Raw genomic sequence first — 14,658 nt, forward strand, 5'->3', positions numbered from 1 at the left:
CTACATGCTGATTCTTTTCTTCAAGGCGGCGATCCTGGTGCCCATCACCATGCTGCCCATCATCAATCCCTTCGGTAATGCGCCGGTGTTCGCCAGCTTGCTGGGCAATGTCAGTCGCGATGTAGAAAAGAAACTGGCACGCCAGGTCGCTATCAACTGCTTCTTCCTCCTGCTCGGTGCCATGTTCATCGGCTCGCATGTGCTGATGTTCTTTGGTATCTCGATTCCTATCGTGCGTATCAGCGGCGGTTTGCTGGTTGCGTTCACCGCATGGAAGCTGCTCAACGATAACGGGCAGGATGCGATACGTACGCAGGTTGCGACCAATCCGATGGAGGCGTGGTCGGATGAAGAATTCAAGGTGCGCAGCTTTTATCCGATTAGTTTCCCGCTGACGGTCGGGCCGGGTGCGATTGCAGCATCGATTACGTTGGGTGCGAGTACACCGGCGCGTCTGCTGGATCAGGTGATTTCACTCGGTAGTGCTGCGGTGGGTGCCGCAATGACGGCATTCGTGATCTGGCTTTGCTATAACTCAGCCAACAAGATGGTGAAGATGTTGGGCCGACTCGGCACCATGGTCATGCTGCGTTTGTCGGCCTTCATCCTGCTGTGTATCGGTGTCGAAATCTTTTGGACTGGTGTGGTCGGCCTCCTGGTCGAGGCCGGGGTCGCGGTCAAGTAAGCGATACCAGAGTCTTTTTTATCACTCAGAAGGTAGCGGGAATTCGTTTTTCATATTCCGCTTCCAGCCGCGCATGCGTGGCCCAGAACTGGCGCGGTTGCTGCTGATTCAGGCGGTCCTTCAATATGCCCAGATGGATATGCCAGCCGCTGGAAACACTGACCATCTCTTTGCGATTCGGCAGGCGACTATGGGTTAGCGTGAGCAGGGTTTTATCGCCTTGCGCCTTGAGTTCAAAGCGTACTTCTGACGAGCGGCCATCGCGTTCATTCCATGTGAAGCTAAGCAGGTAGGGCGGTTCACAGGCGGTGACATGACCGTGCTGCCGGTGATTCGATTCATAAGGCAGGAAACGTTCCGGCGTGGTTTCGCTGGTCAGGTTCTTGAAGTTGAAACAGAGGTCGGCCGGGCCGCCTACGTGTAAGCCCATGTCGCCGGAAGCCAGCCAGGTCGCACGTTTGTCTGATTGCGTAAGGTATTCCCATACGACATCGACACTGGCCGGTAATAGCTTGTTCATGTGTACGGTTGTGTTGTCTGTTGCTACGCCATATTCGTCCATTACTTTCTCCTTTTTTTCGCCAGTAATTCCTGTTCCAGCGCATCCAGGCGCTCGGTCCAGAATCCTTGATAAAAGCGCAGCCAGTCTTCGGCGGCGGCTAGTGGTGCAGCTTCCAATGTGCAGATATGCGAGCGACCTTGTACGGTACGACTGACCAGTCCCGCATGTTCCAGTGCCTTGACATGCTTGGACGCGCCAGCGAACGACATTTCGAAAGGCGCAGCCAGCTCGCCTATCGTGCGTTCACCGTCGGCCAGCAGGCGCAGCATCTGGCGTCGTGTCGGATCGCTCAGCGCATTGAAGACGGCATCGAGTTTTGAGGAATTTAATTCAACCATGTGGTTGAATATAGCACGGCAAAATTAAAAGTAAACCATTTGGTTTAATTATTTTTGTGCGGGGGTGAAGGGAGGTGCAGATCAGACAGCTTGGGCGGGATGGAAAAACTGCTCGCGTGCATGGCACACGCAAGCAGTGCAGTCTTACTTCAGTACGCCGTTAAGCAGCAGGAAGCCAGGCAGCCAGCCGGTGAAGATGCCGCACAGCAAGGCAACCACACCAGTGATTTTGGCGATTTGCTTTTCTGCCACCAGCAGCAGGAAGAACATAAACCACAATACCGCCCATGCCGCCCAACTCAGGCCGAACCAGGTGCCCCAGGTAGTGGTTGCGGTTTGCAGGGTTTCGATTGCGACCGGAATCGCCGTGATGGCTACGAACAGACTGAACCAGCCGAGGCCGCGTCCGTCAGCACCGTTAAAGCGATTGAAGGCGACCCACAGGTAGGTGAAAGAAAACAGCAGGGTGAGTGCAGCGCCCTTGATAGATCCGGCATCGGCATTGGCACCGAAGGCCATCTGTAGCGAAATCAGCAGTGTGACGCCGCCGGAAAATACATTGATGACCCAGATTTCCTTGTCGCCTATGCGACCGAGTAGCCACAGGCCGTTGAGGCACAGGACTGCGCCTACGTAGAGTAGTGAAAGACCTAATAGCATGACATCTCCTTGCTGAACGAGGCAGCGATTTTAATTATTTGACGTGCAAAAAGATAATAGGAAACTCATATACGCTCCATATCGATAGCCGTATGCGGAGCAGCGGGATGGTGCCGGCGAACCCTTGCGGATTCGCCGGCGTCCCGTTCATGCCAGATATGACTTCAGTGGCTGATCATCCATGGTCGCTTACCGGCGAAAGCCTTGTTGCCATTCGGCGCGACGATGGTGGATTTACTCTTCTTGCCAGATGAAGAGCAGCAACTGCATCCGGAAGGATGCGCTTTGGATGCGTAGTTCTTGGAGCTCATCGGTTCATGCGATGCTCTTTCGTTGGTGCTCATCGCATGTCGACGGGTTTCCGGCATCAGCGCCAGGCTCGGTGCAGACGACCAGGTACGGTCGGCCTTGGCCGCGCAGTGCGGGCAATCGATAGGATCGTTGCGCGCAGCGATAGTGCGCACCGCTTCGAAGAAACCGCAGTCCTTGCAGACGTAATCGTAGGTTGGCATGACTTTCTCCTATTACTTGAGATCGCGCGACAGAGGCATACCCATGCTTTTGAATTTCTGCACCACAGGGCCGGCAGAACTCGGGTTGATATCAAAGTCAAAGATCTGCGTTGGTAACCACAAGGTAGCGCAGGAGTTAGGAATATCAACCACGCCGCTGATGTGGCCTTGCACTGGTGCCGTACCCAGAATCGAATAAGCCTGTGCACCGGAGTAACCGAATTTTTTCAGATACTCAATGGCGTTCAGGCAAGCCTGGCGGTAAGCCACGTTGACGTCGAGGTAATGCTGCTTGCCGTGTTCATCCACCGAGATACCTTCAAAGATCAGGTAGTCGTTGTAATGCGGTGTGATAGGGCTAGGTTTGAAGATAGGATTCTTGATGCCATAGGTAGCCATGCCGCCTTTGATCACCGTGACCTTCATGTGTACCCAGCCTGCCATTTCGATCGCGCCGCAGAAGGTGATTTCGCCATCGCCCTGGCTGAAGTGCAAATCGCCGACCGACAAGCCTGCGCCTTTGACATAAACCGGGAAGAAGATTTTCGAGCCGCGCGACAAATCCTTGATATCGCAGTTGCCGCCGTGTTCACGTGGTGGCACGGTGCGTGCGCCTTCGGCTGCTGCCTTGTCGCGTGCTGCACCTTTCATTTTGCCCATGTGCGCAGTTGGTGCGAATGGCGCATTGGCCAGTGGTGGTACGCGATCAGGTTCGGTTGCGATCAGGCCGGTTTCGCGCTTGTTCCACTCAGCCAGCAGTTTAGGATCTGGCAGGCAGCCGATCAGGCCAGGGTGGATAAGGCCTGCGTAGTTCACGCCTGGTACGTGGCGTGATGAGGTGAACATACCTTTGATGTCCCAGATCGATTTTTGCGCTTCAGGGAAGTGGTCGGTCAGGAAGCCGCCGCCGTTCTTCTTCGAGAAGAAACCGTTGAAGCCCCACATCGATTCCTGCTTGGCACCGATGTCGAGCAATTCGACGACCAGCAAATCACCTGGTTCTGCAGTGTGTACGCCGACCGGTCCGGTCAGGAAGTGGACGGTGGTGAGATCGACGTCGCGGACGTCGTCAGCACTATCATTGTTCTTGATGTAGCCGCCGGTCCAGTCATATGTTTCGAGGATGAAGTCGTCGCCCGGGTTGACCCAGGTCGCCATCGGAATGTCCGAATGCCAGCGGTTATGGACATTCTCATTATCGTAGGGTGATTGATCCAGATCTACTTTAATCAGGGTTTCAGCCATGATGTCTACCTCTCAAAGTTATGTTTGTATGGATGGAACCCGGATTTCCCCGATGCTGACTATCCAGCGCGCGCGCACCTGGAGACTGCGATCCGAGCATTCCGAACCAGATAATGTATGGACTGTGCGTATATCCCAATACGTCAAACGGCGTACATGCAAAACTGCTGATGCTGCTTGCGGGATGGAAACTCACCTTGTGAAATATTTTCAATTCCTGTAATTTGAAAAAGCAGGCAGAATTTGCAGGAGACTATCGTTGACGATGTATGCGATATAAAAATCAAATAACGCGCATGAACGTGACGACAATTAAGAACCGGCTTGTATTGCGACGCAGCATTTGCAGCCTATCCAATTCTTCATCTAGCTGATGGCCCAACAAAAAATCTTTCGCATACGTCGCGAGTACAACCGATGGGTCGCCAACGAGTCGATTGAAGATTACGCATTGCGCTATACGCCGCGCCATTTCCGCAAATGGTCGGAGTGGCAGCTGGGCAATGCCGCATTCGGTGCGGCATCCTTCCTCGCGCTGGAAGCAATCGGTGGGGCGATTGCACTGAACTACGGCTTCGCCAATGCCGTTACCGCGATCCTGACGGTGATGCTGATTACTTTCCTGACTGGCCTGCCTATCAGTTACTACGCAGCACGTTACGGCATCGATATGGATTTGCTGACGCGTGGTGCCGGATTTGGCTATATGGGTTCAACCATCAGTTCGCTGATTTATGCCAGCTTCACCATCATCTTCTTTGCACTGGAGGCGGCGATACTCGCGGTCGCCTTGCAGATGTGGATACCGTGGCCGCTGTGGATCTGGTATGTGATTTGCGCGCTGTTTATCGTGCCGCTGGTGGCGCGCGGGATTACTTTGATTTCGCGTTTGCAGATGTGGACGCAGCCGCTATGGCTGATACTGCTGGTCACGCCGTATATCGCGATCTACTGGAAGAAGCCGGAGGCCTACACCGAGTTTGCACAATTCGTCGGTGCGATTTCCAAAAGCAATAGCCTGGATCCCGTCATGTTTGGCGTGGCGGCGACGGTCGCGTTTTCACTGGTGGCGCAGATAGGCGAGCAGGTCGACTTCCTGCGCTTCCTGCCCGAGCGTACACCTGAAAACAAACGGCGCTGGTGGACTGCCATCATCGTGGCCGGTGCTGGCTGGATCATCCCGGGTGGTTTGAAAATGTTGGGCGGTGCCTTCCTCGCTTACCTGGTATTCCAGAGTGGCGTGCCTGCAGAGAATGCGATGGAACCAACACGCATGTACCTGCTTGGTTTTTCTTATCTGTTCAGTGATCCGCTGTGGATACTGGCAATCACTTTGTTGTTTGTCGTGGTGTCGCAGGTCAAGATCAACCTGACGAATGCCTATGCCGGTTCGCTGGCCTGGTCGAATTTCTTCGCGCGCCTGACACATAGTCATCCGGGGCGGGTGGTGTGGCTGGTCTTCAATTGCCTGCTGGCTTTGCTACTGATGAACCTCGGTGTTTTCGCCGCACTGGAAAACGTACTCGGTTTGTATAGCAATGTGGCAGTGGCATGGGTAGGTGCATTGGTCGCCGATCTGGTCATCAATAAACCGCTCGGCTGGAGTCCGAAAGGGATCGAATTCAAGCGCGCGCATCTATACGACATCAATCCGGTTGGACTCGGCACCATGCTCTTGTCCGCCAGTATAGGGATAGCTGCTTTCTCCGGCGTATGGGGGCACAAGGTTGCAGCCTTCTCGCCGTTCGTTACGCTGGGCATGGCCTTTATTGTTTCGCCTGTGCTGGCGTGGCTCACGCGTGGTCGTTACTATCTGGCGCGGCGTCCGACTGCAGTCGGTATGCCGGGACAAGCGGTGAAATGTGGCGTTTGCGATAACAGCTTTGAATCAGAAGACATGGCGCATTGTCCGGCATATGGCGCGCCTATCTGCTCGCTCTGCTGCACACTGGAATCGCGTTGCCATGACTTGTGCAAAAAGGAATCGCGTACTGCCGAGCAGGCGCAGCAACTATTGTCCGCCTTGCTGCCGAACGCCTTGTCGCATCTGGTCAACCGTCGCGTCGGCAACTACATGGTGGTGGTGTTGTCTTTATGCGCAGTCGGTGCTGCAGCGCTCGGACTGGTCTATGCACAGGAAATTTCTACACTCACTTCATTGAGTGATCGTGTACTGCTCGACAGTATCTTCCTCAAGATATCTGCCGTGTTGTTGATCATCGTCGCTGTTTCCAGCTGGTGGGTGGTGCTTGGCAGTGAAGGGCGGCATCTGGCGCAGGATGATTTGAACCGGCAAAACGAATTGCTGACGCAAGAGATAGACGCGCACCAACGCACCGATGCCGCCTTGCAAAGTGCGAAGGAAGCTGCCGAGTCGGCAAACCAGGCGAAGACGCGTTACGTTGCCGGTATCTCGCATGAGTTGCGCTCGCCATTAAACAGCATCCTCGGCTATTCGCAAATCCTGCTGAAGAATGAACAGCTGGATGCCGCACCGCGTACCGCGATCCAGACCATACAGCGCAGCGGTGAACACTTGCTCGGGCTGGTGGATGAGTTGCTGGATCTGGCACGCATAGAAGCGGATCGCATGCGGCTGGAACCGACACCGATTTTATTTGCGGCCTTCCTCGATGATTTGCTCAGCATGGTGCGGCCACAGGCAGAAGCCAAGGGCTTGCGTTTGCAATACACGCATGGCGGCGACTTGCCGCATTACGTGCTGGCGGATGGCAAACGTTTGCGGCAGATATTGATTAACCTGCTGACGAATGCGTTGCGCTTTACTGATACTGGTTCCGTTACGCTGCACGTCGAATGCACCAGTGCATCCATGCGCTTCGATGTGATCGATACCGGCATCGGGATTGCAGTGCAGGACAGGCAACGTATCTTCCAGCCGTTTGAACGTGGCGCTGCCGGACGCTTGCGTGGCGAGCCGGGTGCAGGGCTGGGACTGGCGATTACCGAGAAGCTGATCCTGATGATGAATGGCAGCCTCAACCTGATCAGTACGCAGGGACAGGGCAGTACCTTTGTCGTGCGTTTGCCACTGATGGAAATCAATGCATTCGAAGCCTTGCCGCAGCGCGATGTGATCGGTCATACCGGCGCTACACGTACCTTGCTGGTGGTGGATGATCAGCCGGTGCAAAGGCATATGTTAAGCGGCATGTTGATTCCTTTAGGTTTCAATGTGCGCGAAGCGGCTAGCGGACATGAGTGCCTCGATTTGCTACGTGATTTTGTGCCGGATGTGATTCTGCTGGACATCGGCATGGATGGCATGGACGGTTGGGAAACGGCGCGTCATGTGCGTGCATTCAGCGGAACCAATGTGCCGATTATCTTTGTATCCGCTGATTTGTTTGAGAACGATCAGGAAAAATTACGCGCTGCAGGATGCCAGGACTTCGTCGGCAAACCGGTGCTGGAGTCGGAGTTGATGCTGGCCTTGCAAAGACAGTTGGGGCTGGAATGGATTTATGCCAGCACACCGCCGCTCGTGCCTGTTACCGAAGCGGTACCGGAAAGCTTGAGCTTCAGGCAACCTGCGATAGGGCAATTATTACAACTCACACGCATGGGCCACGTCGCCGGTTTGCGTCGTGCGCTGGATCGTCTGTCGCTGACAGAAGACGCGACAGTCGTGGCATCCTGCAACGTAGTAAGATCATTGCTGGACCGTTTTGAGTTGGGCGCATTGGAGAACGCATTAATGGAGAATGAACGTGTCGCATCACCTGATTGATAATCCTGATGACCGTCCGGTGGTATTGCTGGTCGACGATGCTCCGAGCAGCCTCGGCGTACTGTGCGAAACACTGGAAGACGCCGGTTATACCGTGCTGGTGGCCTGCGATGGCGATACCGCCTTGCGTCGCCTGAGCCTGGTGACGCCGGACGTGATCCTGATGGATGCGGTGATGCCGGGTATCTCCGGTTTTGACGCCTGTCGACGCATCAAGGCGGATCTGGCGACCAAACATATCCCGATTATTTTCATGACTGGCTTGTCGGATACCTCGCATGTACTCGAAGGCTTTGCTGCCGGTGGTGTCGACTACGTGGTTAAACCGGTGCGCGCACCGGAAGTGCTGGCACGTCTGCATACGCATTTGGGCAATGCCCGTATGGCGCGCTTCGCGCTGGATGCGATAGATGTATCCGGCCTCGGCGTCATCATGCTGAACAACGAAGGCAGTATCTCCTGGTGCTCGCCATGCGCGCGTCAGTTGCTGACGCAGTTCGGCATCAATCCGGATGCACTGACCGTACCGCAATCGTGGTGGAAAGGCAGCAGCGGCATGGAGCTGGTGGCATCTGTCACCGAACCGGCCGGAGCCAGCCTGCTGGTGCGGAATATGGGCGCGGCAGGTATGGATGAAATCATGTTGCTGATCGAGCTGAGCGGCAGTCACGCATTGCCGACCGGACGCCTGGCCAGTGCGGCGCTCACGCCACGCGAAACAGAAGTTTTGTCGTGGCTGGCCAAAGGCAAGACCAATCGCGACATCGGTGAAATCCTCAAGATGAGCCCACGCACTGTGAGCAAGCATCTCGAACATATATTTGAAAAGCTGGGTGTGGAAACACGCTCTGCTGCCGCAGCGATGGCCAGCGCACAGGAAAGTGCCGACACACGCCTCGGCTCACCGAAGTGGCCGCATTAGCAAGCAACTAGTGTTGGACGGGCAGAGGCCTGCATATTGCATGCAGGCTCTCCTTCAGATCATCCGCGTAAAACGCTGCCCTTATCATCAACACTCCTGCATATTTAATCGACGGCCATGACCAGCATGGCCAGCGTGATGCTGACCGCGATACCTGCGGCAAACCATTTTTTCAGCCGTTTGCCTCGCTCTACCAGCTGTATGGCTGTTACGCGTTTCATGAGAGTGCGAGTTCTCCAATATTTGTATCCAGTGGCAAGACCTCAAGAATCTTGAGTTTCTCGACACGGTTGGATGGCAGGTTAACTTCGACTGTGCTCAATGCCTTGCGTCCGAGCAAAGCCAGGCCGATAGGCGTCAATGCGGAGATCAGTGCCAGTTGCGGATTCGCATCTTGCGGACAGACGATGGTCAGCTTGCGTACTTCTTCGCTGCCGACCGGGCTGTACGAGATGGTTGAGTACAGGGTGACATAGCCTTTGCGCTGTACATCAACCGGCAGGATGATCGAAGTCGAGATGATGTCGAGCAATTGCTCGCCTGCATTGACTTCAACTTCACCCATGCGCAGCAGGTGTTCGGCAATGCGGCTCAAAGTGGCGGCATCGTTTTGGGTCAGGTAACGTTCGTTTTTCATTTTAGTAATAGCTCCGGGCCGATACGATAGATCGACCAAAAAATGGCAATTCAGTGCGGATGCCGACGGCATCAACACAGCGTGGAATTTACGAGAGGGTGGCTCGGGAGCGATGTGGGTGGAACGAAGCTTCGTTCCTGTGGACACTCACCGAGCCTAAGGGAGGCAGGCGAGGTCTCTTACAAAAGATGACTGTGTGTACATCTTTGCGACTGCATGCACGGTGGTCGAAGCGCGAGCCGCGAGCAAAGTACGCACGCGCAACTCTTCCTTGTTCGGCGCAGAACTAATGCGTTTCGACAGGAAGGTTGAGGTGGTCATTGCAAGCTGTGTATGCAAGTTGGGGATAGGGTGAGTATAGCCATTTAGAATATTCCGTCAACCCGGTGCCGTTTTACCAAGTAAAAATCATCTGCCGAGTTCATGCATGGCCAGCTGGGCAACGCCAAGTGCGCAGTCTGGCTGCATGCCGTCTTCCAGCGACCAGGCGGCGGACAGGCCAGCGTAAGCCAGTATCCACTGCAGCAGACGCTTGCGTTCGAGGGAGGTGGCCGTACTCACGACTTCCAGTTGGCGCCGGAAACGTACGGGCTGCACCGCGGTAGATGGATCGGGATTGCAAAAGATATTTGCGTAATCAAAGCCACGCTCTCCCAGCAACCCCTTGGGATCGATAGCAAGCCAGCCGCGCGCGCCAAAATCGAGGATGTTGCCGTGATGGATATCGCCGTGCAGCACCACAGTATTCTGTGGTCGGCTCAGTAATTCACGTGCGACAGCCGCACTATGCGCATAAATCCCGCCATGCCTGGCAGCTGCTGGTTCCAGTGCCTGGAACCAATGTGCCAATGGCACCAGTTCAGGTAAAGGCTGCGGACGCGGTGCATGCAAGTGTGCTGCCACTTTGCACATGATCCGGCTGGCTTCATCGTCCTGGCCATGCATGGCCATCTCCGTCAGCGTGGTATTGCTTATTGCACGTTCCAGCAGAATGGCGTTGTCTTCACGTGCCAGCACACGCGCTGCGCCATCGCCGTTCCACCATTGCATCAGCAGGCCGCCGTTTTTCTCTTCACTAACTGTAGAGATCTTCAGCATGGCAGGCATGCCCGCCATGCGTACCGGCAGCAAGCTGCTGCTATGGGTGACGATCGCAGGGCCGTCGGGGATGAGCTGCCAGCGCTTTAAATATGGCTCGAACATGGATAGAAAGTGCAAAGAGGTAAGCGCTGATTATGGCACGACAGATAGTCGCTACAATGATGGCTTCGTCCGCTGTAGCGTTAACTCCGTCCGACTATGCAAGCACCCGTAAGTACCGATAGCAGTAAACCAATCCCCATCGCAGCCGTGATTGCCGTGCTGATACGTGGCGATGAAATCCTGTTGGTCAGCCGCAAGAACCCGCCTGATGTTGGCTTGTGGGGTTTTCCCGGTGGGAAAATGGAATTCGGTGAATCGCTGGAACAGGCGGCAGTGCGCGAGCTGTTTGAGGAGACCGGTGTGCGCGGCGTCGCGCAACAGGTGCTGACAGCTTTAAATGCCTACGATCGTGATGCACAGGGTGAGTTGCGGCAGCACTTCATACTGGTCGCCGTGCAGTGTGCCTGGCAATCAGGTGAGCCGGTAGCGGCAGATGATGCAGAAGAAGCAGGCTGGTTCCGTTTGCAGACTCTGACGGATGGCACACTTGCCCTGAGTCAGGATGTGCTGGAAGTGGCGCAGATGGCGCTACAGGCGCAAATAATTAACTAAACGCAGCCCACAGCAGGGAAATGCCGGAACACAGCAGCAAGGCATCGAGCAAGTGCTGGAAGGCCTGATTGCTTAGTTTCAGCACCACGGCTTTGCCGATAAAAGTACCGGCCATCAGCGATGCGCCGACCAGCAAGCCTTTGATAAAGATATCCAGCGGCATCGCACCGAATTCACGGAAGGTAATCACCTTGGCGACATACAGCATCAGCGAGCTGGCTGCTTCGGTGGAGAGGAAGGCACCTTTCACCAAACCGTAAGCGGTGAAGGCCGGGACGCTGAGCGGGCCGGTAGACAAGACCAGGCCAGTCAGGAAACCGATGAGGCCGCCTATGATGGAGAGCTGCCAGAGCTTGATCTTATAGTCGCGTGCCACCAGCCAGCGCCGCGCCGGTATCATCAGGATAAAGAAGATGCCGAGGCAGGTTTCGATCAGATGCGGTGGCAAGGCCAGCAGGGTGCGCGCACCGATTGCTGCAGCCGGGATGCCGGTGATGGAGTAAGCGGCAAAGGCGCGCCAGTCAACCAGCTTCCACCAGGCCATGACACGGGATAGATTGGCCATGACAGCGGCGACCGCCATGATGGGTACAGCCTGTTTGGGCCCGAAGGTATAGACCAGCACCGGCAGCAGCATGATGGAGGAGCCGGTACCGATAACGCCACTAATCGCGCCAGCCAGCAATCCGACCATCAGGACAAAAATGTAGGAGCTCATGTTTTATATGGGTGGCATTCGTGAACGCTATGCGTTTCTTGTCGAATGTGTCCGTTATAGTAATGCAAGGCGAAAGTTTTAGCTGGGATGGTTGCTGCTGCAGAAGGCGGCACACAGGGTTAAACTCTCGCTACCTTAAAGAGATCGTCATGAGCATAGTAGATAACAGAAAAGCATTTCACGATTACTTCATAGAAGATCGTTACGAAGCAGGCGTCGTGCTGGACGGCTGGGAAGTCAAAGCAATCCGCGCAGGCCGGGTGCAACTGAAGGAAGCCTACGTCATCGCGCGCAACAATGAAATCTTCCTGTTCGGTGCACACGTCAGTGCACTGAACAGCACATCATCGTTCTCACATCCGGAAGCGGTACGCACGCGTAAACTCTTGCTGCACGCAGCAGAAATCAAAAAATTGCTGAGCAAGGTCGACCAATCCGGTTTCACCATGGTGCCGCTCAACCTGCACTGGGTACGCGGTCGCGTGAAATGCGACATTGCGCTGGCCAAAGGCAAAAAAGAATACGACAAGCGCAACACGGAAAAAGACCGCGACTGGATGCGCGAACATCAAAAAATCATGAAGATACATCGTCGTTAAGACGGGTCATCGCGAACAAAACCATGAAGCTGAAATTCAGTCACATCGATATCCTGGTCGGCAATCTGGAAGAAGCCTGCGCCTATTACGCACGGCTATTCAATGCGCAGATTTCAAAGACACTGGTCTGGCAACGCGACGGTTTGCATGTGCGCTACGCAGTCGTCCGTTGGGATGATGAACGTTTCATGCTGGTCCAGCCCATCAGCGGCAACCTCAAGGAATTGATGGATAGCAAAGGCGAGGGCACGATCTACCGGCATTGTTATACGACGCCGGATATAGAAGCTGCTTATGATGAATTAGTCGCGATGGGCGTACAGCCGGAAAATGAAAACGGCAAAGCCCTGGCGCGTGACAATCTGAGTTCACCTAGCGGGACGCGCATTATCTGGTTGCCCAAGAAGTTTGGGAATTTCTCCATAGAGCTGCTGGAAGAGCAGGAGCTGGAAAAGTTTTTGGTGGAGGCATTTGCGTAGGCTGGTAATGATTTCAGCTGTAATCAGATGTAGGTATGGCTCCAGGTAATTCAAGTTTCCGCCAACCCAGTCGTTATACAAGTCATCCTCTATTCAATGTATGGATACATACATTAGATAAGCCAGCGAGATGATGTTGAGCCCTAGGTATAACGATCTGATGATAAAAATGATAAAAACAGCGGAGTCACCTTTATGACATCCATGTCTGCATTGCAGTCTACGGTGTCGCGTTCCACGGCGTCGTCGACCACTACACAATATGCCGGTTCTTCCCGGGCATCGTCTGGCACGACTCAAGCGCAATCAGCGTCGACGCCACAGCAGTCGACGATCGTCACACTGGGCGCCAACAATCAGAATCTCGCAATAGATCCGACTTATTCGGTATCTGCGCCTATCTGGAAAGTGCGCTCGAACGACGCGGTGTCTGCCCTCATGGGAGGGAATTTTTTCTCGTCATCTGTTAACACCCGTCTCAACGGCCTGGGCAGTGCATTGCTGGGCATGTTGAAGAATGGTGTGGATGGTTTTACGCAATCCGTCTCGCTTGCAAGCAGTGAGGCGGGTGCGATCACGTCTACCGGTACACAGCAGACTTCCTATCCGGCAGCCGAGATAAAGCTGCAAATCCGGACGCAAAGCGGTGTAGACGTCGAGATCGTATTGGGTAGCGAGAATGATCGTCTGCAAGTCCAGATGCAAAGCAGTGGCGATTTGAGCGAAGCTGAACGCACTGCGCTGGGCGATATGGCCGCTGGATTTCAGAATGCTATCGATGGTCTCACCGCGAAGCCGCCGGTACTTAATCTGTCCGGCCTGACGAAGTTCGATACCAAGGTTTTGTCTTCGGTGGATTTTCAGTCCAGCGTCACGCTGGATAAGGATGGGCCGCAAAAGCTGGCCTTCCATGCAGATAGCACGAGCCGGAGTGTGAATGTTGATGGGCCTGTCGGCTCCATGAATGTCAGCGTCGATATGCGTGATTCGTCGATCTGGGGAAATAGCAAACAAAGAGCCGCCGCCATCGATAGCTATCTGAAGCAGTTTGATAAAGCGGCATCGCGCGGTAATGCCGACAAGGCTCTGGTGGGCATGTTCAAGGATGCGTTCTCGCAGATGAATAGCGACTATGTCGCGCCGGCCCAGCAACCCAAGATTTCATTGGCTGACATCGATCATGCGATGTTGACTGGCCTGGCTGATTTCAAGGCATCAGTCAAAGAAGTGACGACGTCGCCGAATCCAAAGAATTTGGGTGAAGTCGATTCTTTTGCTTATGACGCGTCACAGACCACACAGGTAGGCGGCATCAATCAGTTCAATCGCAGCATCTCGCAACAGCAGCAATCGAATCTGAAGGCGAGTTATCACATGTCACTGGTGCCGGATGTGCCGCTGATACTCACCAGCGACAACAAGTCGCAAAATTATTACTACAAGCAGATAGACGATACAGCTCAGAGCAAGGTAGGGATTTCCTATACCAAAGGTGTACTGAGCGAAGCGTATGCAGAGCAATCAGCCAAACAATCTACCCGTACCTCCAAGTATGAATTGGGTGTGTTGACGGATGATTCCACTACGCCATTCAATGCATCACAGAAGCGCGACATACTGGAATCACTGAAGCCGCTGCTGGACGATTTGAAGAATGAGCAACCTTCGGCGCTGTATAACTGGCAGCAAAAATTACTCGAAGTGCACAGTGATATCCTGCTGAAATCTGATCCGGCCGATCTGAAAGAAAAGGGCTGGACTATTCCTGTTCCGCAAGAGTAAGGCGCTCGCAATA

General features: G+C 54.4%; 16 protein-coding genes. 7 read left to right on the forward strand and 9 right to left on the reverse strand.

All coding sequences use genetic code 11. The features are described 5' to 3' along the window. Positions 1-4 precede the first annotated feature (4 nt). Positions 5-685, forward strand: coding sequence for a MarC family protein (locus H7U06_RS09285; protein WP_175625842.1), 681 nt, complete (start codon positions 5-7; stop codon positions 683-685). 25 nt (positions 686-710) lie between these two features. Here the strand turns inward: H7U06_RS09285 and H7U06_RS09290 are convergent, their stop codons facing one another. The 5 genes from H7U06_RS09290 to fmdA form a co-directional block, all read right to left on the reverse strand. After that, positions 711-1,247: an SRPBCC family protein gene (locus tag H7U06_RS09290; protein WP_175625843.1), complete on the reverse strand. Its 537-nt coding sequence runs from the start codon at positions 1,245-1,247 to the stop codon at positions 711-713. After that, the gene (locus tag H7U06_RS09295; RefSeq protein WP_175625844.1) at positions 1,247-1,585 is read right to left on the reverse strand and encodes a helix-turn-helix transcriptional regulator; all 339 of its coding nucleotides are present in this window, start codon (positions 1,583-1,585) and stop codon (positions 1,247-1,249) included. The genes H7U06_RS09290 and H7U06_RS09295 overlap by 1 nt, the downstream gene beginning before the upstream one ends. 144 nt (positions 1,586-1,729) lie before the next feature. Then, positions 1,730-2,245, reverse strand: a complete 516-nt coding sequence (locus tag H7U06_RS09300; RefSeq protein WP_175625845.1) for an AmiS/UreI family transporter — start codon at positions 2,243-2,245, stop codon at positions 1,730-1,732. Between the two features lie 164 nt (positions 2,246-2,409). Next, positions 2,410-2,757 carry a zinc ribbon domain-containing protein gene (locus tag H7U06_RS09305; protein ID WP_175625846.1) on the reverse strand — a complete coding sequence of 116 codons (348 nt, stop codon included), beginning with the start codon at positions 2,755-2,757 and terminating at the stop codon, positions 2,410-2,412. A 12-nt stretch (positions 2,758-2,769) separates the two neighbouring features. Further along, positions 2,770-4,002, reverse strand: coding sequence for a formamidase (gene fmdA, locus H7U06_RS09310; protein ID WP_124572390.1), 1,233 nt, complete (start codon positions 4,000-4,002; stop codon positions 2,770-2,772). A 373-nt stretch (positions 4,003-4,375) separates the two neighbouring features. Here fmdA and H7U06_RS09315 point away from each other — a divergent pair, with 373 nt between their 5' ends. Then, positions 4,376-7,753, forward strand: a complete 3,378-nt coding sequence (locus tag H7U06_RS09315; protein WP_175625847.1) for an ATP-binding protein — start codon at positions 4,376-4,378, stop codon at positions 7,751-7,753. After that, a complete protein-coding gene (locus tag H7U06_RS09320) occupies positions 7,728-8,675 on the forward strand; it encodes a response regulator (protein WP_175625848.1) in 948 nt (315 codons plus the stop codon). Before H7U06_RS09315 ends, H7U06_RS09320 begins: the two co-directional genes overlap by 26 nt. A 217-nt stretch (positions 8,676-8,892) precedes the next feature. Here the strand turns inward: H7U06_RS09320 and H7U06_RS09325 are convergent, their stop codons facing one another. From H7U06_RS09325 to H7U06_RS09335, 3 genes are all read right to left on the reverse strand, one after another. Continuing rightward, positions 8,893-9,312, reverse strand: coding sequence for a GreA/GreB family elongation factor (locus tag H7U06_RS09325; RefSeq protein ID WP_175625849.1), 420 nt, complete (start codon positions 9,310-9,312; stop codon positions 8,893-8,895). A gap of 156 nt (positions 9,313-9,468) precedes the next feature. Next, the gene (locus tag H7U06_RS09330) at positions 9,469-9,633 is read right to left on the reverse strand and encodes a hypothetical protein (RefSeq protein ID WP_175625850.1); all 165 of its coding nucleotides are present in this window, start codon (positions 9,631-9,633) and stop codon (positions 9,469-9,471) included. A gap of 87 nt (positions 9,634-9,720) precedes the next feature. Beyond that, entirely contained in the window at positions 9,721-10,515 is a 795-nt protein-coding gene (locus tag H7U06_RS09335) for an aminoglycoside phosphotransferase family protein (RefSeq protein ID WP_175625851.1), read from the reverse strand. A 96-nt stretch (positions 10,516-10,611) separates the two neighbouring features. Between H7U06_RS09335 and H7U06_RS09340 the strand changes: the two genes are divergently transcribed. Further along, positions 10,612-11,067, forward strand: coding sequence for an NUDIX hydrolase (locus tag H7U06_RS09340; protein ID WP_175625852.1), 456 nt, complete (start codon positions 10,612-10,614; stop codon positions 11,065-11,067). Here the strand turns inward: H7U06_RS09340 and H7U06_RS09345 are convergent. Beyond that, positions 11,060-11,785, reverse strand: coding sequence for a sulfite exporter TauE/SafE family protein (locus H7U06_RS09345; protein WP_175625853.1), 726 nt, complete (start codon positions 11,783-11,785; stop codon positions 11,060-11,062). The genes H7U06_RS09340 and H7U06_RS09345 overlap by 8 nt on opposite strands. 149 nt (positions 11,786-11,934) lie before the next feature. On the opposite strand from H7U06_RS09345, the gene smpB reads away from it, so the two are divergent. The 3 genes from smpB to H7U06_RS09360 all read left to right on the forward strand — a co-directional run bounded on the left by smpB (position 11,935) and on the right by H7U06_RS09360 (position 14,645). Next, positions 11,935-12,384: an SsrA-binding protein SmpB gene (gene smpB / locus H7U06_RS09350; RefSeq protein WP_124572385.1), complete on the forward strand. Its 450-nt coding sequence runs from the start codon at positions 11,935-11,937 to the stop codon at positions 12,382-12,384. Positions 12,385-12,407: 23 nt separating this feature from the next. After that, on the forward strand, positions 12,408-12,863 hold the full coding sequence (locus H7U06_RS09355; protein ID WP_175625854.1) for a VOC family protein: 456 nt from the start codon (positions 12,408-12,410) through the stop codon (positions 12,861-12,863). A gap of 195 nt (positions 12,864-13,058) precedes the next feature. Beyond that, complete coding sequence (locus H7U06_RS09360; protein ID WP_175625855.1) at positions 13,059-14,645, forward strand: hypothetical protein; 1,587 nt, start codon at positions 13,059-13,061, stop codon at positions 14,643-14,645. Positions 14,646-14,658: the final 13 nt, after the last annotated feature.

This window comes from Herminiimonas sp. Marseille-P9896, assembly GCF_903993245.1.
GTDB lineage: Bacteria > Pseudomonadota > Gammaproteobacteria > Burkholderiales > Burkholderiaceae_D > Oxalicibacterium > Oxalicibacterium contaminans.

Coding starts and splice junctions, on each gene's coding strand:
- H7U06_RS09295 (WP_175625844.1), bottom strand. CDS start 1,585: ATGGTTGAATTAAATTCCTCAAAACTCGATGCCGTCTTCAATGCGCTG.
- H7U06_RS09340 (WP_175625852.1), top strand. CDS start 10,612: ATGCAAGCACCCGTAAGTACCGATAGCAGTAAACCAATCCCCATCGCA.
- H7U06_RS09290 (WP_175625843.1), bottom strand. CDS start 1,247: ATGGACGAATATGGCGTAGCAACAGACAACACAACCGTACACATGAAC.
- H7U06_RS09300 (WP_175625845.1), bottom strand. CDS start 2,245: ATGCTATTAGGTCTTTCACTACTCTACGTAGGCGCAGTCCTGTGCCTC.
- H7U06_RS09360 (WP_175625855.1), top strand. CDS start 13,059: ATGACATCCATGTCTGCATTGCAGTCTACGGTGTCGCGTTCCACGGCG.
- H7U06_RS09315 (WP_175625847.1), top strand. CDS start 4,376: ATGGCCCAACAAAAAATCTTTCGCATACGTCGCGAGTACAACCGATGG.
- H7U06_RS09330 (WP_175625850.1), bottom strand. CDS start 9,633: ATGACCACCTCAACCTTCCTGTCGAAACGCATTAGTTCTGCGCCGAAC.
- H7U06_RS09355 (WP_175625854.1), top strand. CDS start 12,408: ATGAAGCTGAAATTCAGTCACATCGATATCCTGGTCGGCAATCTGGAA.
- H7U06_RS09345 (WP_175625853.1), bottom strand. CDS start 11,785: ATGAGCTCCTACATTTTTGTCCTGATGGTCGGATTGCTGGCTGGCGCG.
- H7U06_RS09335 (WP_175625851.1), bottom strand. CDS start 10,515: ATGTTCGAGCCATATTTAAAGCGCTGGCAGCTCATCCCCGACGGCCCT.
- H7U06_RS09305 (WP_175625846.1), bottom strand. CDS start 2,757: ATGCCAACCTACGATTACGTCTGCAAGGACTGCGGTTTCTTCGAAGCG.
- H7U06_RS09325 (WP_175625849.1), bottom strand. CDS start 9,312: ATGAAAAACGAACGTTACCTGACCCAAAACGATGCCGCCACTTTGAGC.
- smpB (WP_124572385.1), top strand. CDS start 11,935: ATGAGCATAGTAGATAACAGAAAAGCATTTCACGATTACTTCATAGAA.
- H7U06_RS09285 (WP_175625842.1), top strand. CDS start 5: ATGCTGATTCTTTTCTTCAAGGCGGCGATCCTGGTGCCCATCACCATG.
- H7U06_RS09320 (WP_175625848.1), top strand. CDS start 7,728: ATGAACGTGTCGCATCACCTGATTGATAATCCTGATGACCGTCCGGTG.
- fmdA (WP_124572390.1), bottom strand. CDS start 4,002: ATGGCTGAAACCCTGATTAAAGTAGATCTGGATCAATCACCCTACGAT.